Consider the following 20462-nt stretch of genomic DNA (forward strand, 5'->3'; position numbering starts at 1 on the left):
CCTTCGAGAAAAGCCGATGAGGAACGGGAACCGAGCCATCCGGGCCGCCGCGGCGCTGCTTCTCGCCGCGGTGCTCGGTAGCGGCGCCACCGCCTGCGGCAAGGCCCGCGCCGTCCTGAGCGTCTACACCTGGTCCGATTTCGTCAAGCCCGAGATCGTCAGCCGCTTCGAGCGCGAACAGGGCTGCCGGGTCGTCATCGACACGTTCGAGTCGAACGAGGCCATGTACGCCAAGCTCAAGGCCGGGGCCTCGGGCTACGACCTGCTGATGCCCTCGAGCTACATGGTCAGCCTGATGCACGCCCAGGGGCTCGTCTCCCGGCTCGACCATTCGCTGCTCCCCAACCTGGTCCACATCGACCCCGACTACCTGGCCATGGCCATCGACAAGGCCATGGACCACTCCGTGCCCTACATGATCACCAACACGGGCATCGCCTACCTCGAGGGCCGGGTCCCGGGCGTCGAGCCGTCGTGGCGGATGTTCGGCCGGGCCGACCTGGCCGGCCGCATGACGATGTTCAACGACATGCGCGAGACGATCGGCGCGGCGCTCAAGCTCCGGGGCCGCAGCATCAACACGACGGACCCGGCCGATCTGGCCGAGGCCGAGACGGTCCTCGTCGAATGGAAGAAGAACCTGGCCAAGTTCGACAACGAGCAGTACAAGCTCGGCCTGGCCTCGGGCGAGTTCCTGCTCGTCCACGCCTGGAGCGGCGACATCTTCCAGGTCCGGCGCGAGAACCCGGACGTCCGCTTCGTCATCCCCGAGGAAGGCACGGTCATCTCCTGCGACGACCTGGTCATCCCGGCCGGGGCCCGGGAGGCCCGCCTGGCCCACGCCTTCATCAACTTCCTTCTCGACCCGGCCGTAGCGGCCGAGAACACGGCCTTCGTCTTCTACCTCTGCCCGAACAAGGATTCCTATCCCCTCCTGCCGGCGGAGATCCGCGGCAATCCCGGGATCTTCATGGACCCGAAGATCCGGGCCAGGAGCGAGATGATCGGCGACGTCGGCGCTGCCAACGCCCTCTACGTCGCCGTCTGGGACCGCCTCAAGTCCGCCCGTTGAAAAAGGGGGACATGATACCCATTTCCTATTTTCCTAAAACGGGCATCATGTCCCCCAATTTTATTTTATGGTGGCGCGACGGATGAGGACCGGCTCGAGCGGTTTGTGCATGGCCATCTTCCGGTCCGGCCCTTCCCAGCGCTCCTCGACCGGCACCGCGGCGATGCGCTCGAGGACGTCGAAGCCCTCGATGATCCGGCCGAAGACGGTGTACCGCCCGTCGAGATGGGGCCGCGGCGCGACGCAGACATAGATCTCCGAGTCGCCGCTCCACTCGTCGCCCGTCCGTCCCAGCCCCAGCGTGCCGACGAGGTGGGGCCGGGCGTTGAACTCGGGCGGGAGCGTCGGCGCGCCGCCGCCGCCCGCCTGGATGACATGGCCGCGGACGACCCGGTAGAAGTCCTTGCCGTCGTAAAAGCCCTTCCGGACGAGGGCCTCGAACCGGGCCGCGGTCTTGGGCGCGTCCTCCGCGTAGAGCTCGAAAGCCATCGTCCCGAGCGAGGTCTCCATGACGCAGACGCGGGGGGCCCGGCGCTCCGTGTCATGGCCGTAGCGGGCCCGGATGACGGCGGGATCGACGGCCGCGTGACGGATCCGCTGCCGCTTCCAGGTGTAGGTCACATGGATGAGGCCGTCGGCCGTCTCGATCACCGCCGGGTAGGAGAATTCAGCGCCTTTCTCCTCCTCGAGGCTCAGGGCCCTCGTCCAGTTCCGCCCGTCGTCCGACACCGCGAGGGCCAGGACGCCCCGGCCCTCGGTGACGGGATTGTAGGCCAGGACCTGCCTGCCGTCGCGGAGCGTCACGGCGTCGATGCCGGAGTTCGGGTTCGGGAAGGCCGTCGGCTCCGGAGGCGACCAGGCGGCGCCGCCGTCGGCGCTCCGGCTCTCGTAGATCCGCCCCGCGTCGCTCCTCATCAGGGCGACAAGGCCGCCCCGGGCGGTCCGCAGCAGCGCCGGCTGGATGAGCCCCGGCTTCGCCCCGCCGTTGATCGGCGGCGCCGCCGCCCACGTCGCCCCGCCGTCCCGCGTCGTCTCGAAATGGACGCGCCAGCCGCCGTCCTCGGTGGAGCTGCCGCAGAGGATCGCGCCGTCCCCGAGCTCGAGCGGATGGTTCTTGACCGGCCCGACGATCCCCCCGGGAAGAGGGGCCGGCGCGCCCCAGGTCCGGCCGTCGTCCGCGGACCGGATCAGCATGCCCCGCCAGCGCGAAGGAGAGGGGCCGACCTTATAGAAAAGAAGGAGGGGTCCCGCCGCCGGGCGGAACAGGACCGGGTTCCAGCAGGGCTCGGCCGTGCCGTCCGCCGCGGCGCCGCGCGCGACTTCCACCGGGGCCGACCATCGCCCGGCCTCGCGGCGGGCCAGCCAGATGCCGACGCCGGGATCCCCTTCGGCCGCTCCCCCGAACCAGGCGGCCACGAGCCCCGACGCGGTCTCGACGATCGTCGAGGCGTGGCACTGGGCGAACGGCGCCCGGGTGAAGATATCCTCGCGGAGGACGACCGCCGCGGGTGACCGCGACGCGTTCCGGCAGCCGGCGAACAGGACGGCCGCCAGGACCGCCAGGGTCCCGGCGGGAAACGCCCTATTTGAGCGTCGCAACGTAGTTCCCCGCCCCGACCACTACGGTCGAAAAGATGAGGACGGCGATCCCGGCCACGACCAGCCGGCGCGTGAGCTTCCCGGTCCCCTTCCATTCATGGAAGAAGATGCCCCACAGGCTGCTGAAGGTGATGATGAAGGCCATGTGGATGGTCCAGCTGGAGAAGTCGTAGCGGCCCATCTTCGTCGTGCCCATGCCGTAGAAGAAGAACTGGAAGTACCAGGTCGTGCCGGCCAGTGCGGAGAAGATGTAGTTCAGGAGAAGCGAGGGGCGGCGGGCCGGCGCCGGATCGGCCGCGGCCGCAGCCGCGGCTGTGGCCGGTTCGGCCGGCCGGACCCGGAGATAGTCGCGCCCGGACCTGTTCTTGACGCTGAGCGCGGCGCACCAGATGAAGTTCGTCGTGAAGCCGCCGAGCAGGGCCACGATCATCACCGGGAAGTTCTGGAAGAGCGGCCGCGCCCCGTTCCGGATGGCGGCCTCGGCTATGGGCTTGCCGGCGGCGAAGGCGAAGGCCATGCACGAGCTCATGACCCCCGAGAACGCGGCCACCCAGGCGCCCTTGACAAAGCTGAACTCGGCGATCGAGGCCTTCTTTTCGGCGTCAGAGAGCTCCTTCTCTTTCTTCATGCCGGCCTGGCCGCACATGGCGATGCCCGTGAGGCAGACGGCAATGCCAAGGAGGACGATCCGGCCGGGCGTCGAGGCGACGAGCCCGGCGATGCGCCCTTCGAAAATGGGCGGCACGAGCGTCCCGAACACGGCGCAGAAGCCGAGCGACAGGGCCATGCCCAGCGACAGGCCGAGGTAACGCATGCTCAGGCCGAAGGTCAGGCCGCCGATGCCCCACAGTACGCCGAAGAGATAGGTCCACAGGAGGGTTCGGGACGACGCGGACCGAATAACCCCCACAACGCCCGGGCAGGTCAGGAAGCCGACGATCCACGGCACTATGATCCAGCTGAAGAAGCCGCCCACGAGCCAGTATACTTCCCAGGCCCAGCCTTGGACCTTCTTGTAGGGGATATAGAAGCTCCCGGCGGCGAAACCGCCGAGGGCATGCAGGAAAACGCCAAGGAAAGGATTCGGATTCATCGGGCCTCCATAAGTGTGGGACTATATCGCCCCCCCGGCGGCGAAGTCAAACGCGGGTATCATGTCCCCCATTTTTCTGGTAGCATACCCGCGAAAGGCGGAGACTGATGCTGAAGAAACACCCCCGCGCCCTGGCCTTTATCTTCTTCACCGAGATGTGGGAGCGGGTCGGCTTCTACACGCTCATGGCCATCCTCGTCCTCTACATGGACAAGGTCCTGGGCTGGTCCGACGGCCGCAAGGGCGACTCGTACGGGCTCTTCCTGGCCCTCTGCTACTTCGTGCCGCTCCTCGGCGGCTGGCTCGGGGACAAGATCGTCGGCCAGATCCGGACGGTCCGGGCCGGCGCGGTCCTCATGGCCTTCGGCTACGTCGGGCTGGCCGTCTCAGGTCCCGGCCGCGTAATCCCCTTCTATCTCGGGCTCTTCCTCATCGGCCTCGGGACGGGCCTGTTCAAGGTCAACATGGCCGTCCTGGTCGGCAACCTCTACGCCGGGAAGCCCGAGCTCAAGGACGCCGGGTACAACATCTTCTACATGGGCGTCAACCTCGGGGCCATGGTCGCCCCGCTACTGGCGACCTTCATCAGCGTGCGCTTCCACAGCTATAACCTGTCGTTCGCCGTCGCCGGGGCCGGCATGGTCTTCGCCCTGATCATCTTCCGCGCCGGCGAATCCCGCCTCCGGCCATTCGACTGCAAGCTCGGAGGCGGCGGCGCCCCGTCCCCGGCCGCGTCATCGGCGGCGGCCGCCGCAGGGCCGGCCCCGGCCCCCTCCTGCCCCTCGGTCGACAGGCGCGAGGAGCGCCAGCGCATCGCCTCGCTCGTCACCCTCTTCCTCATCGTCATCTTCTTCTGGGTCGCCTTCTACCAGAACTTCTTCGGCCTGACCCTCTTCGCCGAGCGCTCGACCGTAGCCATCAAGTGGCTCCGGCCCGAGACCTACCAGTTCTTCGAGCCGTTCTTCATCCTGACCCTGACGCCGCTGCTCCTGGCGCTTTTCGGACGCCTGAACCGCCGCGGACGGGAGCCCTCGACGCCGGTCAAGATCCTCATCGGCATGGCCGTCATGAGCGCGGCCATGATGGTCATGGCCGGGGCCTCTCTCGCCGGGGGAAACCTCGACAAGAACATCATGTCCCCGGCCTGGCTCGTCGGAACCTACTTCCTCGTCACGGTGGCCGAGATCCTAATCTCGCCCATGGGCCAGTCCTTCGTCTCCAAGGTTGCCCCGCCGCGCATCGCCGGGCTGATGATGGGCGGCTGGTTCGCGGCCACGGCCGTCGGGAGCTACGGCAGCGGCCTGCTCGGCAAGTCCTACAGCGCCTTGGCCCATCACCAGTACTTCCTTTTCCTTGCCGTCCTCCTGGCCTTGGCCGCCGTCCTGGTCCTGGCTTTCATGAAAAAGCTCCGGCGCTGGACAAGCTAGGCCCGGCGCCCGGAGGTCAGGACAGGTATCCGCGCCGGACCGCCAGCTCGGCGTTGAGCACGGCCGCACCGGCCGCGCCCCGGACGAGGTTGTTGACGAGGGCGGTGAACCGGCAGTCGAAAAGCCGGTCGGGCCTGATGCGGCCCACGGTGACCGTCATCCCGTCGCCCCGGCCGGCATCACGGCACGGCTGGGGCCGGTCGCCGTCCGGATGAACGAAGAGAGGGAAGGCCGGCGCGCCCGGCAGACCGAGGTCCCGGAGCGGGGCGAAGGAGGACATCGCCGCGGCGACGGCCTGGCACGACGCGCCCCGCTCGAATTCGACCGCGGCCGAGAGCAGGTGTCCCTCCAGCGAGGCCGCGCGATGGCACGAGGCGCTGACGCGGAAGCCGGCCGGACGCGTCCCGTCCCCCAGGATCTTCAGCGGCTCGCTTTCGATCTTCTCCTCCTCGCCGGGGATCAGGGGGATTATGTTGCCGACGGCGTCGAGCGCCGGGACGCCGGGATAGCCGGCCCCGGACAGGGCCTGCATGGTCGCGACGAAGACCCGTCGCACGCCGAAGGCCTTATGGAGCGGGGCCAGGGCCAGGACCAGGCCGGCGGTGGCGCAATTGGGGTTGGCGATGATGCCGCCGGAGCCGTAGCCCTGGCGCCGGACCGATTCGATATGATCGGCGTTGACCTCGGGGACGAGAAGCGGCACGTCCGCCGACATCCTGTGGTCCCTGGCGTTCGTGCAGACGAGGCAGCCCGCCCGGGCGAAGGATTCCTCGATGGGGCCCGCCGGCCCGGCTTCCAGGGCGCTGAAGGCGAGCCGGACGCCGATGTCCGGCAGGCAGGGCTGGACGACCATCCCGGCCGCTCCCGGCGGGATGTCGCCGGGCGCCCGCCATCTCCCGCGGACGGCTTCGGCGTAGCGCAGGCCCGCGCTCTCGGCCGACGCGCACAGGGCCTCGATCTCGAACCAGGGATGGGCGGCCAGGATCCCGACGAGGCGCTGGCCCACGATCCCCGTCGCTCCCAGGACTGCGGCCTTGATCTTCTTCATGGCATATTCCCCTCTCAGGCCGCCGGCGCCGGGAGGACGACGGTGCCGACCTGCCGGATGTCCCGCCCGACGACGTGGAACTCGCAGCGAATGATCTCGAGGACGCGGCGGTCCAGGACCCGGCCGAATTCGGCCGCCCGCAGCCGCGCCGCGTCGGTCACGGCGATCCTCCGCCGGCCGGCGGTCTCGAAGGACTCGTAGATCGCCCCGGCGTCCTTGACGAAGACCACCCGCCCGACCGCCGGATCGAACATGGAGAGGGCGGCCGCGACGTAATCCGAAGCGTTCCGGCCGAAGAGCGCCGGCTCGCCGCCCCTGTTCGCCGCGCCGAAGCCCGGCAGGACGACGATCCGGGAGCGGCGATGGGCGCGGTCGAAGCGCGCGAAGCGCCGTCGGGACAGGGCCGGGTCCAGGTCCGCCCGGAGGTACGAGCCCCGGGCGGCTATCGGGTAAAGGCCCAGCTGGGTCGCGATGTCAGCCCGACGCCCCTGCCGCCGCAGGCATTCGGCGAGGCGGAACGCCGACTCGATCTCCGGCCAGAGCAGGGCCAGGGCGCTCCGGGGACTGTCCCAGGCCGCGGCGTCCGCCGGGTCCGGCGTTTCGCCGGCCAGGTATCCGCGGAGGCGCTGCCGGATGCCGGGATCCGGCGAGAGGGCCTCGATGGCCCGGTCGGTCCCGCCCTTTCGCGCCGAAACGACGACGTAGAGCCGCTCGATCGCCGGCGAGCGGCGGAGATAATCGTCCAGTACGCCCGCGGCGGCCTCATAGGCGGGTTCGCCATCAAGGACGGACCCGCCCAGCTTGATGACAACGCGCTCTCCGGGCATGACGGTCCGCCCGTCATGCCCGCGGCGCGGCCGCTTCGGCCAGGCCGCCGCGCGCGCCGGCGCGCTCTTCTTCCGAGGCGACGACCTGCGCCAGGGCCTGGTCCAGGTCGGCGACCAGATCCTCGACATCCTCGATCCCGACGCTCAACCGGATGAGCCCGTCCGGGATGCCGTTCCGTTTCCTTACCTCGGGCTCGACGCTGGCATGGGTCATGGTCGGCGGATGACAGAGGAGCGACTTCACGGAGCCCAGCGATTCGGCCAGGGTGAAAAGCCTGGTCAGGGTGGCGAAGCGCTTGGATTCCTCGAGGCCGGCCCGGAGCTCGATGGACAACATGGCGCCATAAAGGCGCTGCTGCCGCCGGGCGATCTCGTGGCCGGGATGATCGGGCAGGCCGGGATAATGAACGCGCCGGACCTTCGGATGGGCCGCCAGGAACCCGGCGATCCGGGCCGCGTTCCGGCAGTGCCTTTCCATGCGCACGCCCAGCGTCTTGATCCCCCGCAGGGTCAGGAAACAATCCTGGGGCCCGGGGACGGCGCCCACGGCGTTCTGCAGGAAGCGCAGCTTCTCGGCCAGGTCGGCGCTCCGGGCGACGAGGAGGCCGCCGATGACGTCGGAATGGCCGTTGAGGTACTTCGTCGTGGAATGGAGGACGATGTCCGCGCCGAGGCTGAGCGGCTGCTGGAGGCAAGGACTGGCGAAGGTGTTGTCCGCGACGACCGTCACTCCCCTTTTCCGGGCCAGGGCCGCGGCCCCGGCGATGTCCGTGATCCGGAGGAGGGGGTTGGACGGGGTCTCGAGCCACAGGAGCCGGGTCTCCGGACGGAAGGCTCTCTCGAGCGCGTCGAGATCGGTGACGTCGGCGAAGGTGAAGTCCAGCCCGAATTTCGCGTAGACCTTCGTGAACAGGCGATAGACCCCGCCGTACAGGTCGCGGCCGGCGATGACGTGATCGCCGCTCCGCAGGAGCTGGAGGCAGGCGCTGGCGGCGGCCAGGCCGCTGCCGAAGGCGACGCCGTGCCCTCCGCCCTCGAGCGAGGCCACGCACTCTTCGAGGGCGCGCCGCGTGGGGTTGTCGGTCCGGCCGTAGCTGAAGCCCCTGGTCAGGCCCGGCTCCAGCTGGCCGAACGTGGAGGTCTGGAAGATCGGGAACGTGACGGCGCCGGTCCGTTCCTCGTTGGGTTGACCGGCGTGGATGGCCAGAGTATCGAAACGATGATTCATGGGACTCTCCTTTCATGCGGATGGATTGGGGGATTGATCGGATCGGAGTGAAGGGAGCCCGGGCCGGAGCCCGAAGAATCATCGGGAGGAGGTCAAGCGGATGAGCTCAACGAGCCGCCCGGCACGGATTCTTCGGCCCCGTGCCCGGGCAAGGCATCGCCATGTGACCGGCGATCACGAACTCGTCGAAGCGCAACATGCGCGCGATTATACGCTTCTCCGGCGGCCTGTCAAGGATTTTCGATCAGCTTCGCCCCGGGATCCCCAGGACGTCGAAGACCGCGTCGTAGTTCCCGAGCGGCGGAGAGATCTGGACGCCCTGGACCAGGCCCTTGATCCGGGCCAGAGTCTCGCGGGCGATCTCGACCCCCTCGCGCCGCGCGCTCTCGGGGCTCCGATCCTGGGCCCGCCTCATCCGCTCCATGACGTCCGGCGGGACGGCCATGCCGGGGACCTCGTTGTCCAGGAATTCGGCGTTCCTCAGGCTCCAGAGCGGCCAGAGGCCGGCCAGGACGGGGACCCGGCACGAGCGGACGCGCTCGAGGAACCGCTCGAGGAGCCGGATGTCGAAGACCGGCTGGGTGACGGCGAATTCGGCCCCGGCTTCCACCTTGCGTTCGAACCGCTTCACTTCGTTGTCGAGGTCGACGGCGCCCGGATTGACGCCCACGCCGACGAGGAAGCTCGTCTGCCCGGCCATCTTCTTGCCGCCGATATCGATCCCCCGGTTGAGGCCGGCGACGAATCCCGCGAGGCCGATCGAGTCGACGTCGAAAACCGCCGTGGCCTCGGGATAATCGCCGAGCTTCGGAGGGTCGCCGGTGACGACCAGGACGTTCCGGATGCCGTTCGCCTGGAGGCCCAGGAAATCCGATTGGATGCCCAGCAGGTTGCGGTCGCGGCAGGTGTAATGAAGGATGATGTCGAGCCCGGTCGAGGCGGTCAGGATGGAGGCCAGGGCCATGGGGCTCATGCGGGCGCTCGCCCTCGGTCCGTCGGGGATGTTGATGCCGTCGATGCCGTGCTTCTCGAGCTTGCGGGCCGCCTCGACGGCGGCCGAAGGATCGAAGCCGCGGGGAGGGACGACCTCGACGCTCGTCACAAAGACGCCGTCGGCGAGCTTCCTGCCGAGCGGCGATCTCTCGCGGACGGGGATCCCCGGCGCCCCGGCGGTCTCGGCCGGCCGCGCGAAGGCGAGGCGCTCCCGGGCCGGCGCCGGCAGGGCCCTGATCGCCGCCCGCATGGCCCTGATGTGGGCCGGCGTCGTGCCGCAGCAGCCGCCGATGATCCTCGCCCCGGCCTTGATGAACCGCCGGGCGTATTCGGCCATGTAATCGGGGGAGCAGAGATAGAGGTTGCGGCCTTCGACCTTCCGGGGGATGCCGGCGTTGGGCATGACCGCGAGCGGCAGCGAGGTCGCCCTGGCCAGAAGCTCGAGGCACGGGAGCATGAGCGCGGGCCCGGCCCCGCAATTGATCCCGACGGCCTGGACGCCGAGGGCCTCCATCTCCCGGGTGAAGGCGTCCGGCGTCGCGCCGTAAAGGCCGGCGCCGTCCTCGGCGACGGCCATCTCGGCGACTATGGGAACGTCGGGGCAGGCTTCCCGCACGCTCCGCGCCGCCAGCTTGATCTCCCCGAGGTCAAGGAAGGTCTCCAGGATGAACAGGTCCACCCCGCCCTCCCGCAGGCTCAGGGCCTGCTCGGCGAAAGCGCCCTCGGCCTCCCGGACGGCCAGCCTCCCCCAGGGCTCGACCTTGGCGCCGAGCGGCCCCATCGAGCCGGCCAGGAAGACGCCGGGACCGGCTTCCTCGCGCGCGATCCGCGCCCCGGCGCGGTTGATCTCCTGGACCTTGTCGTCGAGGCCGTGCTTCTTGAGCTTGACGCGGTTGGCCCCGAAGGTGTTCGTCTCGATTATATCCGCGCCGCTCCGGACGTATTCCCGGTGGATCTCCCGGACGAGACCGGGATTCGAGAGGTTGAGCTCGTCGAAGCAGGCGTTGAGATAGATCCCCTTGTTGTACAGCATGGTCCCCATGCCGCCGTCGCCCAGCAGGATTCGCTCCGCCAGCGCGTCGAGGAAAGTGCTCTTCATGCTTCTCCTTTGAGATCCGTCGCGGACCCGCAGCCGGACGATTATAGCCCAAACGGCCGAAGAATGATGCCGCCGCGGGGGCGCGGCCGGCGCGGAGGCTTGAATTCCCCGGTCGATTCAATATGATATGAGGCGGAGGAGGGGAACATGCTCATCCAGGAAAAGGTCAAACAGGCCGCCGGCCTTCTCCGCGAGTTCGGCGTCGACTGCTGGATCACCTTCACCCGCGAGAGCGAGATCTGCGGCGACCCGACCCTCGTCTTCCTCGCCCCGGGCCCAGTCACCTGGCATTCGGCTTTCATCGTCTCGGCCGACGGGCGGGCGCGGGCGATCGTCGGCCTCTACGACCAGAAGGGCGTCGAGGAGACGGGCGCCTACGACAAGGTCGTCGGCTACGTCACCGGCATCAAGGAGCCGCTCCTCGAATGCCTGAAGAAGCTCGATCCGCGGACGATCGCCGTCAACTATTCCGAGGCCAGCGAGATCTGCGACGGCCTGACCCACGGCATGTACCTGACGCTCCACGCCTTCCTGGGCGAGATCGGCCTGGCCGGCCGCCTCGTCCCGGCCGAGAGGATCGTCTCGGCCCTGCGCGAGCGGAAGTCCCCGGCCGAGATCGGCTGGATGAAGCAGGCCGTCCGGGAGACCGAGGAGATCTACGACCTCGCCGGCCGGTTCATCGCCCCCGGCCGGACCGAGAGAGAGATCGCCGACTTCATCCTGGCCGAGGTCGAGCGGCGCCGCCTGGTCCCGGCCTGGGGCCGGGCGACCTGCCCGTCCGTCTTCACCGGCCCCGACACGGCCCAGGCCCACTATGCGCCCACGGGCCGGACCGTCGAGCCGGGCCACGTCCTGAACATGGACTTCGGCGTCAAGATCGAGGGCTACTGCTCGGACATGCAGCGGACGGTCTATGTCCCGGCGCCGGGCGAAACGGGCGCGCCCGAGGACGTCGTGAAGGGCTTCCGGACGATCGTCCGGGCGGTCGAGGAATCGAAGCGGGCCATGAAGCCGGGCGTCGAGGGCCGGGCCGTGGACGCGGTCGCCCGCTCGATCGTCGTCGACGCCGGCTACGCCGAATTCCCCCACGCCCTCGGCCATCAGGTCGGCCGCTTCGCCCATGACGGCACCGCCCTGCTCGGCCCGGCCTGGGAGAAATACGCGCAGAAGCCCTTCCGCCGGCTCGAGGAGGGCATGGTCTTCACCATCGAGCCGCGCCTGACCGTCCCCGGCCGCGGCGTCGTCACCATCGAGGAGATGGTCGTCGTCACCGGGAGCGGGGCCGAATGGATGGGCCGGCCGCAGAGGGACCTGGTCCTGGCCCGCTAGCATGGGGGAAAGGGCGCCCGGGCTGCGACGGCTGGCGCGGGTCGTCCTGCCCGCCGCGGCGCTGGTCTTGGCCGCTTCGCTGGCGCTCGGGGGCCGTCTCCCGGACAAGAGCCTGATCCTCGAGCCGCTCCTCCGGAACCCGGTCCAGTCCGGTGAAGGCGTTCCCGGGCCGTTCGAGGTCGAGCGCAAGGGCTTCGCCTACACGGTGACCCCCCTCTTCGGCTACGAGCTCTGGGGCCTCGTCGTCTCGTATCATCACTCGGCCTCGTTCATCGACCTCTCCCACAAGAAATGGAACGACTATCTCAACACCAAGGACATCTGCGTCATCTGGGGCCGGAACGTCGAGACCGGCGTCTATAAGCGGATGACCTTCCGGAACCGCGATTTCACGTGCTTCTACCGATTTCCGGACCGGGAGACGGGCGAGCTCTTCAGCGAGAACGGCCTGTCGAACAACCACCTGCTCCCCGCCGACGGGATCGTCGCCGAGGCCGTGCTCAAGGCCCGCGCGGGCGACCAGATCCATCTCAAGGGCTGGCTCGTCTCCTACGGCGCCAAGGGGGCGCCCTATGCCCGCCGCTCGAGCACGGTCCGGACGGACCGCGGCAACGGCGCCTGCGAGGTCGTCTACGTCACCGAGTTCGAGGTCCTGCGCCAGGCCAACACGGAGTGGCGCGCGGCCCGGAAACTCTCGCTCGCCCTGGCCGTCATGGCCCTCGGGGTCCTGATCTTCGCCTGACGGGCGGGAAGGTGCCCGGAACCGGGGATGAACGGGAAAAAGCCGTCTGGTATAATGGGCTGCGGCGACTAAAAGGATAGATGAAAGACCACGAGCGCGCTCCCCGGAACGCCCGGCCGCTGGGCCGGCGCCGTTTCCTCGGCCTCGGCGCGGCCGCCGCGGCCGCGCCCTTCGTGACGCGCCTGGCCGCCTTCGCCTCTCCGGCGGCGCCTCTGCCGCCCGACCGCGGCCTGGCTTTCTACAACACCCACTCGGCCGAATCGGAGGCCGTCGAGTATTGCCGCGGCGGCGAGCTCCTGCCCGCGTCGCTGGCCAGGATCAACTACATCCTCCGCGACACGTACACGGGGGAGATCAAGGACATCGACCTCGGCCTCCTCGACCTTCTCAACGAGCTGGCCCGGGCGCTCGGGGCCGGCGAGCCGTTCCACGTCATTTCCGGCTATCGCTCCCCCAGCACCAACGAATACCTGCGCCTGCACGGCAGCGGCGGGGTCGCCGTCCACAGCCTCCACCTCCTCGGCAAGGCCATCGACATCCGCGTCCCCGGGGTCAAGCTCCGGGACCTCTACCGCGCGGCCGTCGGCCTGCGGGGCGGAGGGGTGGGCTATTATCCGGCTTCGGACTTCATCCACGTCGACGTCGGCCGCGTCCGGACCTGGTGAGCCGGGCTACCGGGCCGGCCGCGGGGCGCGCTCTTCCAGGGCCCTGACCAGGGCCGCGTCCCGGAGATAGATGTCCGGGCGCAGCTGTACCCGGCCGTCGGCGTCGAGCCAGGTCGTCCAGTAAAGGACGTGGACGGGGACGGTCGGCCGGAGGGCGATGACCTTGGTCTCCCCCGCGGCGATCGCCGCCGCGATCCTGTCCCTCGTCCAGGCGGGGTCTCCCCTCAGAAGGTGCGCGGCAAGATCGACGGGCTTCTCGATCCGGATGCAGCCCGAGCTGAAATCCCGGACGGGCAGGCTGAAGAGCCAGCGCTCGGGCGTGTCGTGGATATACACGTCGAACTTGTTCGGGAACAGGAACAGGATCCGGCCGAGCGCGTTCTGCGGGCCGGGGTCCTGCCGGAACTTGTAGGAAAGCGACTCGGGCGTGACGCTGGTCCAGTCGACGGCCGCGGGGTCGATCTCCCGCGCCCCCTCCGACCAGCCGGCGAAGACGCGGATGGCCTTCTTCCTGAGATAGCCGGGGTCCTGCCGGACCTTGGGCAGAATGTCCTCCCGGGCCAGCTTCGGAGGCACGTTCCAGGCGGGATTGATGGTGACCGTCGCGATCCGGCCGCTGAAGTCGGGCGTCTGCCGGTAGGCCCGGCCGACGATGGCCGGCATGGACAGCTCCAGGCGCCCCCCGGCGAAGACCCCGAGCCGGTAACCGGCGACGTTGACGAGGACGTATCTCTCTCCGAGGTCCCGGCTGATCCAGCGCCAGCGCTCGAGGTTGGCCCGGATCTGCCTCAGCCGGTCCGGCGCCGAGACGTCGAGGGCCGTGGCCGTGGCTGCGCCGACGACGCCGTCGGGCTCGAGACCGTGCCGGGCCTGGAACGCCTTGAGCCCGGCCTCGAGGGCGCCGTCAAAGAGGTCCCCTCCGCCGGCGTCGCCCGCGCCGGCGAGGTCCCCCCTGATCGCCAGCGACCGCCTGAGCGCGGCGATGCGGGCGTCCCGGTCCCCCCTGGCAAGCTTCGGGCCGGGCGGAAAAGCCGGCCAGCCGCCGGCGGCGACGAGAGCCCCGCAGATGGCGTAGGCTTTCCTGATCCCCAGATAGATGACGTTTCCGGGCCGCAGCGAGTCGAGGGCGGCGGGGACATCGCCGGCCGCCAGGCCTTTTTCCAGGACGGCGGCCAGGTCGGCCGCCGCGTCCCTTTTGACCGACCATTCGGAATGGAGTGTCTCGGGATCGACCTGGCCGCCGGCGAGGTGCGATCCGCAAAGGAGGAAGCCGTCGGTCAGGAGCATCTCCAGGTCGGCCAGGGTTTCGGGACGGACGCTTCGGAGGCCCTTCTTGCGCGCCGCGTCGGTCTCGGCGATCAGGGACTCGAGGGCGGCCAGGTGGTAATTGGCCGGGTCGAGGCCGTCTTCGGCCACGCGGCGCAGGGCGGCCACGAAGGCGCGGGCGTCGGCGAGAGCGAGGCCCTCGTCGATCCAGGCCGGACGTAATCCGCGCTTCCGGTAAAAATCGGGAAGGGCCTCGGAGCCGCAGATCATGTCGCGCCGGCAGGACACCGGCCCCGCCGTGCCCGGCGGCCCGACCCGGGCCCGCAGGGCGGTCCGAACGAGCTCAACCGGCGGGACGGCCGGCGGACGGCCGCAGCCTGACGCGGCCGCGAGGGCCGCCAGAAGCGCGGCGCGCATCAGCGGTCTTGAAGATCTCACATGCTCCCCCGGGCCTCCATTCTAGCGGGGGCGTCGCGGAAATTCCAGTGATCGCCGGCTGGGGGCGGGGGCCGCGCCGGCGGCGGGCCTCAGGCGATGTACGGGATCGTTTGCGGGCCTTCGGGCAGGACGCAGATCGAGGCGCGGCGGCCGTAGCGCCCGACGAGCGCCTCGACGGTGTCCTCGACGCGGCGGCAGGGTTCGAGCAGGGCGCCGCGGATCTGGTCGTCGGTGAGGCCGTCGGAGCGGACGTAGATCTCCGCCTTCCGCTGGATGAGCGCCTGGATGTGGGCCTGCCACTGGTCCTGCTCGAGGAAGCCGGGCGCCGTGATCCGGTCGAGCAGCTCGCGGGGCGAGCGCGACTGGCGCAGGAGCGTCCCGTAGAGCCCGTGATCGGGGATGCCGTCCCAGCAGCTCGCGGCCATGATGATGGCCCCGCCCGGCCTGACCACCTGGTCGGCCGCGCGCATGCCCTTGACCGACTGATAGAGGTTGATGTCGAGCGGGTAGCCGGAGTTCGTCGTGACGACGATGTCGAACGGCCGCGGCACGGCGACCATGGCCGAGCCCTTGACGAAGGCGCAGCCCTCGGCGTGGGCCCGGTCGAGGTCGCCGGCGAACACGCCCGTCACGGCCTTGTCGCGGTTGAGGGTCACGTTGAGCAGGAACAGGCGCCCGGCCTGCCCGGCGACCTCGCGGATCTCCTCCCAGACGGGGTTGCCGCGGGTCGTCCCCCAGATCGCCTTGGGGTGGCCGACCATGCCGGCGTCGTGGTTGCCGAGGACCGTGCGCTGGCCGGCCATGCCCGGCAGGATCGCCTTGCCGCCGCCGGAGAAACCGGCGAAGAGGTGGGGCTCGATGAAGCCGGTCAGGACCTTCAGGTCGCAGCGCATGAGCTCGGCGTTGAGCCAGGTCTCGTGGCCTTTCGAGGTCGCGCCGGCCCGGATCTGCGTCGCCGGATCGAAGGCGTCGTTCTGGACGATCCGGCGGCGCTCGAGGATACCGTCGCCCAGCATCGTCCGCAGCTCGGCCTCCGTGTTGGGCCGGTGGGTGCCCAGGGCGTTGAACAGCGTCACCTCGACGCCGGGTACGGCGTCCAGGACCTCCAGGATGGCCCCGAGAAGGAGCGGGCTCGGCGCGGGGCGGGTGATGTCGCTGAAAACGACCCCGACCCGCATCCCGGGGCGGACGAGATCGCGGAGCGGCGCCGAGCCGATGGGCGACCCGAGGGCGGCCCGGACCGCGGCGGCCGGGTCGGGCAGGGCGGGAACGAACGCCGGCTCGACAACGGTGACGTCGAGCGAATCGTCGAGCTCGATCGGGAGCCCGGTCTTTCCATAAGCCAGCTTGATGCGCATAGCGCCGCCATTTTACCCAAAGATCAAAATGGGGGGCGTGATGCCCATCTTATTTGTTGAAGACGGTCCAGTTGGGGTTCTGGCGCAACGTCTCCAGGCGGAACGCGGTCGGCCAGGCGACGAGCCACTGGCTCACGGCGAACGGCCGGAGCCAGCGCGTATGGAGGAAGCCCTCGTCCTGGCTGCCGTAGGGCCGCTTCCTGCCCATGACGACCAGGTCGCCGCCCGAGATGCCGTTCGTCCCGTTGGCCCAGGCCGCGACGGCCCGCTCCCGCCAGACCGGCTTGCCCGCGAGCCGGGCCAGCTTGAGCCAATCGTTGACGATGATCAGGGCGTACGGGTCCTGGTGGTGGTGCTGGGTCGAAACGGCCGTCCCGCCGTAGGTGTCGTAGCCCAGCTCGCGCAGCACCGTGCCCTCCTCGTAGGGCACGGTGTAGTGCCACTGCCAGGTCGCCAGGTAATACGAGACGTCCTCGGCGGCCTTCAGGTACTGGGCCTTGCCGGTGACGTCGTAGAGCTCGAGGGCCGCCTTGAGGAGCGGCGTCGCGGATTCCTTGTCGATGCAATGGGTGTCGAGGGCCCCGGCCGTGGTGAAGCCGTTCTTGACGAACTCGCCGAAGTAGAAGGCGTAGGACCTCTCCGCGCCCTCGAGGTAGGCGGCCTTGTGCGTGGCCCGGAAGGCCGTGACCAGGGGCGCGATCAGGAACGCGCCGATCGTGCCGTCGGGGTCGACGGCCTTGCCGTCGTTCCGCCAGGCCTTGCCGATGCGGCCGTCCGCCCGCATGGCCTTTAGGGCGAAGTCGCAGACGCCGAGCGCCGCGGCCCGGTACTCCGGCTTTGTCAGGCCGCACCGGGCGGCCAGGTCGAAAGCCTCGAAATAGCCCTGGGCCGCCTGACCGAGATTGCAGGCGTCCTGAACCTCGCCCTTGGGGTCCTCTAGACCGATGAGATAGTCATAGTGGCAGCGGAAGAGGCCGTTCGGCAGCCGGGCGTTCCTGAGCCAGGTGTCCAGGCACTGGATGCCGCGGTCGAGCGACCGGCGCTCGTTCGACAGGACATAGTCCCGCAGCATCGAGTTGGCCAGGGAGACGTTCTGCCCGGCCCAGCCGATCTCGTACTTCCATGACTGCCGCTGGACCCAGCCCTGCTCCTGGGGGTCCCAGGTCAAGCCGATCGAGAAGCCCTTGAAGCCCTTCTCTTCGGCCCAGAGGCTGTCCAGGGCGTACTGGACGCCCATCTCCCAGAGCTCCTCGGGCTCGAAACGCGGTTTCGCCGGCCGGGCGTTGAGGGCCCAGGCGGCGTCGACCAGGGCGTGCCAGCCGTGGCGGGGCGTGGCCACGGGGCCGACGACGATCCAGGCCTTGAGCGCGATCGTCTGGCCGCGCGAGACGCGCAGGTCGCCGCGGTAGGCGTCCTGGTAGGCGTCGCGCATGGCGTAGAGCCGGGGCGTCTCCTCCTCCGGCCAGAGGAGCCTGTGCACGGTCCTGTCGGCGAGCGGCTCGAGCGAACAGGAGAAGCCGCCGGGGATCTGGCCGGGCGCGCTGAAGAGGCCGACCGACCAGTCCCCCGATTCCGAGTAGGTCGCGCCCGGGATGGATGTCCGGTGATAGGCGAAGGTCCAGGGCTGCCCGTCCTTGACGAAGCCCTTGGGCTCGAGCCCGGTGCCCCAGGCGTTGCCGTCGTACATCACGGCCGGGATGAGGCTGTAGCGCGACGCGTACAGGGCCTCGACCGCCATGGCCAGGCGCGCCGGCCGCACGTGATCCGGGCCGTCGTAGCGGAAGGTCCGGGTCCATTCGAAGAATCCGGGACCGAGCTCGCGGACCGCGTCCTCGACGGCGAAGTCCTTCTCGGCGAAGGGCACGAGCCGGGCGACGGGCCGGCCTCCGGCGGCGAACGAAACGGACGCTCCGTCCCTGCGGACCTCGACGCGGGCCTGCTGGGCGGCGCCGGGAACGGCGGCGGCAGCGACGGCGATCACGAGACAGACGGCGAGAACGGCCGGACGCTTGTTCATGCGGGGCTTCCCTCGATCCGGAATTTCGGGCACACGGTCGTTCCGGGTTATAACAGAGGCCCGCCGAAAAGACAAGGCCGCCGGTTTTGAAAAGAGGCCGGCCTTGGGCTATGATAAGGAGGTTCCGAGCGTTTCCCAGGAGGTTCGACCATGCCCGTTTCCTACAAAGATCTGGGTTTGTCCAACACCCGCGACATGTTCCGGCGGGCCTTCGCCGGGCGGTACGCGGTTCCGGCCTACAATTTCAACGACATGGAGCAGCTCCAGGCCATCATCACGGCCTGCGTCGAGACGCGCTCGCCGGTCATCCTCCAGGTCTCGAGCGGGGCCCGCAAGTACGCCAACCAGACCCTCCTCCGCTACATGGCCGAGGGCGCGGTCCGCATGGCCCGCGAGATGGAGAAGGCCAAGGGCGTGTCCACGCCGGTCCCCATCACGCTGCACCTCGACCACGGCGACACCTTCGAGCTGGCCAAGTCCTGCATCGAGAACGGCTTCTCGTCGGTCATGATCGACGGCTCGCACCTCCCCTACGATGAGAACATCGCCCTGACGCGGCAGGTCGTCGACTACGCCCGGCCGCTCGACGTCTCGGTCGAGGGCGAGCTCGGCCGCCTGGCCGGGATCGAGGACGAGGTCCGGGCCGATCACTCGAGTTACACCGATCCCGGGCAGGTCGTCGACTTCGTCAGGCGCACGACCGTCGATTCGCTGGCCATCTCCATCGGCACGTCCCACGGCGCCTACAAGTTCAAGCCCGAGCAGTGCACCCGCGACGCCCGCGGCATCCTCGTCCCGCCGCCGCTGCGGTTCGACATCCTGGCCGAGATCGAGAAGCAGATCCCCGGCTTCCCCATCGTCCTCCACGGCGCCTCCTCGGTCATCCAGGAGGCCGTGGCCACCATCAACAAGTACGGCGGCCGGCTGAAGGACGCCATCGGCGTGCCCGAGGACCAGCTGCGGCAGGCCGCCCGCTCGGCCGTCTGCAAGATCAACATCGACACGGACGGCCGGATGGTCATGACCGGCGCCATCCGCCAGGTCTTCGCCGAGCAGCCCGGCGAGTTCGACCCGCGCAAGTACCTCGGCCCGGCCCGGTCGGCCCTGGCCGAGATGTACAAGAAGAAGAACCGCGAGGTCCTCGGATCGGCCGGCCGCTACGGCGAAGAGTTCTGAGGGCCCTGTCCCGGCCGCAGGATATCCCCGGCTCCCCGTCTTGCGTATAATAAGCAGGACGGGAGGTGTTCCATGAGAGATCACATCAAGATCATCGGCATCCTGTGGATCGTTTTCGGCGTTTTCTATCTCTGCCTGGCCCTGTTCGCCTTCCTGGTCTTCTTCGGCGTCGCCCAGATCCCCAACCTGGACATCGAGCCGGGGCTGCTGCGCCTGATCGGCCTGGTCGCCACCTCGTTCCTGGCCGTTATCGCCCTGCCCCAGATCGTCGGCGGGCTGGGCCTGATCAATCACAAGGAATGGGCCAGGATCCTGATGCTGGTCGTTTCCTTCCTCAACCTGTTTCATGTCCCCTTCGGGACGGCGCTCGGCGTCTATTCGCTGATCATCCTGTTCAATCCCGCGACGGTCAGGCTGTTCCAGGGCCCGGCCCCGGCGCCGGACGCGCCCGCGAAATAACGGCGGCCGCCGGCCTGTTTCTTATCCGACGGGCCGGATTTCAGCCCGACCTTTTTATGGATCTTGCGCCGCCCGTGTCGCCGCCCATGATCCTGGTGGCGGGCCGGGCCGCCGCATGGGCCAGGGCCCGGGGCGCGACCACGACGCCGTCCCCGCGGGCCTAGATGATGAGCTTGCCGATCCCGACGAGAAAGAGAAGCGCCCCGACGGCCAGGACATATTTATAGGGAACGGCCAGGCCTTCCTTGACGTGGACGATCCAGACGTCCCGCTCGTAGCTGGCGCCGGTTTCGCCTCGGTACGTTTCCTTGATCTTCTCGACGATCCTCTGGACGGTGTCGAGCTTGGCCCGCTGGGCGACGATGGCCGCCCGGATCTCCTGCTGCTCGGCCGAGGTCAGGGTCCGCTCGAAGACCTTGTCCCGGGTCGAGAAGCGGATCGCGCCGTCCACCTGGATGAAGAAGGCGACGAGCGGGACGCCGATGCCCAGGAGCATCAGGGAAAGTCCCAAGCTCCGTCCGGTCCCGCGGGAACGCCGCGCCGGGGCGGGCGCGCTCCGCGCGTCCCATTCGTCGCGCCGGGCGTCTTTTCTGGTCAACATGGCATCCTCCCATAGAGGTTTGTCG

At 69.2% G+C, this 20462-nt stretch carries 17 protein-coding genes; 7 read left to right on the forward strand and 10 right to left on the reverse strand.

Annotation, left to right across the window (positions count from 1 at the left end; translation table 11 throughout):
• Positions 1–16: 16 nt before the first annotated feature.
• Positions 17–1072 (forward strand): spermidine/putrescine ABC transporter substrate-binding protein, encoded by a 1056-nt coding sequence (locus tag ABFD52_09965; protein MEN6561088.1) that lies wholly within the window; start codon positions 17–19, stop codon positions 1070–1072.
• A gap of 60 nt (positions 1073–1132) precedes the next feature.
• On the opposite strand, the gene ABFD52_09970 is transcribed toward ABFD52_09965, so the two are convergent.
• Entirely contained in the window at positions 1133–2671 is a 1539-nt protein-coding gene (locus ABFD52_09970; protein MEN6561089.1) for an exo-alpha-sialidase, read from the reverse strand.
• The gene (gene rhaT / locus ABFD52_09975; GenBank protein MEN6561090.1) at positions 2655–3764 is read right to left on the reverse strand and encodes an L-rhamnose/proton symporter RhaT; all 1110 of its coding nucleotides are present in this window, start codon (positions 3762–3764) and stop codon (positions 2655–2657) included. Before rhaT ends, ABFD52_09970 begins: the two co-directional genes overlap by 17 nt.
• A 107-nt stretch (positions 3765–3871) precedes the next feature.
• On the opposite strand from rhaT, the gene ABFD52_09980 reads away from it, so the two are divergent.
• Positions 3872–5191 (forward strand): peptide MFS transporter, encoded by a 1320-nt coding sequence (locus tag ABFD52_09980; GenBank protein ID MEN6561091.1) that lies wholly within the window; start codon positions 3872–3874, stop codon positions 5189–5191.
• Between the two features lie 16 nt (positions 5192–5207).
• On the opposite strand, the gene asd is transcribed toward ABFD52_09980, so the two are convergent.
• From asd to ABFD52_10000, 4 genes are all read right to left on the reverse strand, one after another.
• Positions 5208–6239 carry an aspartate-semialdehyde dehydrogenase gene (asd, locus tag ABFD52_09985; protein ID MEN6561092.1) on the reverse strand — a complete coding sequence of 344 codons (1032 nt, stop codon included), beginning with the start codon at positions 6237–6239 and terminating at the stop codon, positions 5208–5210.
• A gap of 14 nt (positions 6240–6253) precedes the next feature.
• The gene (locus ABFD52_09990; protein MEN6561093.1) at positions 6254–7066 is read right to left on the reverse strand and encodes a hypothetical protein; all 813 of its coding nucleotides are present in this window, start codon (positions 7064–7066) and stop codon (positions 6254–6256) included.
• Positions 7067–7079: 13 nt separating this feature from the next.
• Positions 7080–8294 (reverse strand): cystathionine gamma-synthase, encoded by a 1215-nt coding sequence (locus tag ABFD52_09995; protein MEN6561094.1) that lies wholly within the window; start codon positions 8292–8294, stop codon positions 7080–7082.
• A gap of 244 nt (positions 8295–8538) precedes the next feature.
• Positions 8539–10386, reverse strand: a complete 1848-nt coding sequence (locus tag ABFD52_10000) for a bifunctional homocysteine S-methyltransferase/methylenetetrahydrofolate reductase (GenBank protein MEN6561095.1) — start codon at positions 10384–10386, stop codon at positions 8539–8541.
• A 147-nt stretch (positions 10387–10533) separates the two neighbouring features.
• Here ABFD52_10000 and ABFD52_10005 point away from each other — a divergent pair, with 147 nt between their 5' ends.
• The 3 genes from ABFD52_10005 (at position 10534) to ABFD52_10015 (ending at position 13122) form a co-directional block, all read left to right on the forward strand.
• A complete protein-coding gene (locus ABFD52_10005) occupies positions 10534–11715 on the forward strand; it encodes a Xaa-Pro peptidase family protein (GenBank protein ID MEN6561096.1) in 1182 nt (393 codons plus the stop codon).
• Between the two features lies 1 nt (position 11716).
• On the forward strand, positions 11717–12457 hold the full coding sequence (locus tag ABFD52_10010) for a hypothetical protein (protein MEN6561097.1): 741 nt from the start codon (positions 11717–11719) through the stop codon (positions 12455–12457).
• Between the two features lie 80 nt (positions 12458–12537).
• Complete coding sequence (locus tag ABFD52_10015) at positions 12538–13122, forward strand: DUF882 domain-containing protein (GenBank protein MEN6561098.1); 585 nt, start codon at positions 12538–12540, stop codon at positions 13120–13122.
• 6 nt (positions 13123–13128) lie between these two features.
• Here ABFD52_10015 and ABFD52_10020 read toward each other — a convergent pair whose 3' ends face one another.
• The 3 genes from ABFD52_10020 to ABFD52_10030 form a co-directional block, all read right to left on the reverse strand.
• Positions 13129–14805 carry a L,D-transpeptidase family protein gene (locus ABFD52_10020; protein MEN6561099.1) on the reverse strand — a complete coding sequence of 559 codons (1677 nt, stop codon included), beginning with the start codon at positions 14803–14805 and terminating at the stop codon, positions 13129–13131.
• A 110-nt stretch (positions 14806–14915) separates the two neighbouring features.
• Positions 14916–16184, reverse strand: coding sequence for a nickel-dependent lactate racemase (gene larA / locus ABFD52_10025; protein ID MEN6561100.1), 1269 nt, complete (start codon positions 16182–16184; stop codon positions 14916–14918).
• Positions 16185–16233: 49 nt separating this feature from the next.
• Positions 16234–18201 carry a hypothetical protein gene (locus ABFD52_10030; protein MEN6561101.1) on the reverse strand — a complete coding sequence of 656 codons (1968 nt, stop codon included), beginning with the start codon at positions 18199–18201 and terminating at the stop codon, positions 16234–16236.
• Between the two features lie 150 nt (positions 18202–18351).
• On the opposite strand from ABFD52_10030, the gene ABFD52_10035 reads away from it, so the two are divergent.
• Complete coding sequence (locus ABFD52_10035) at positions 18352–19377, forward strand: class II fructose-bisphosphate aldolase (protein ID MEN6561102.1); 1026 nt, start codon at positions 18352–18354, stop codon at positions 19375–19377.
• Between the two features lie 72 nt (positions 19378–19449).
• Complete coding sequence (locus tag ABFD52_10040) at positions 19450–19836, forward strand: hypothetical protein (protein ID MEN6561103.1); 387 nt, start codon at positions 19450–19452, stop codon at positions 19834–19836.
• 160 nt (positions 19837–19996) lie between these two features.
• On the opposite strand, the gene ABFD52_10045 is transcribed toward ABFD52_10040, so the two are convergent.
• Complete coding sequence (locus ABFD52_10045; GenBank protein ID MEN6561104.1) at positions 19997–20437, reverse strand: hypothetical protein; 441 nt, start codon at positions 20435–20437, stop codon at positions 19997–19999.
• Positions 20438–20462: the final 25 nt, after the last annotated feature.

Source organism: Acidobacteriota bacterium, assembly GCA_039683095.1.
Classification (GTDB): Bacteria; Acidobacteriota; Aminicenantia; order Aminicenantales; family Saccharicenantaceae; genus RBG-16-66-30.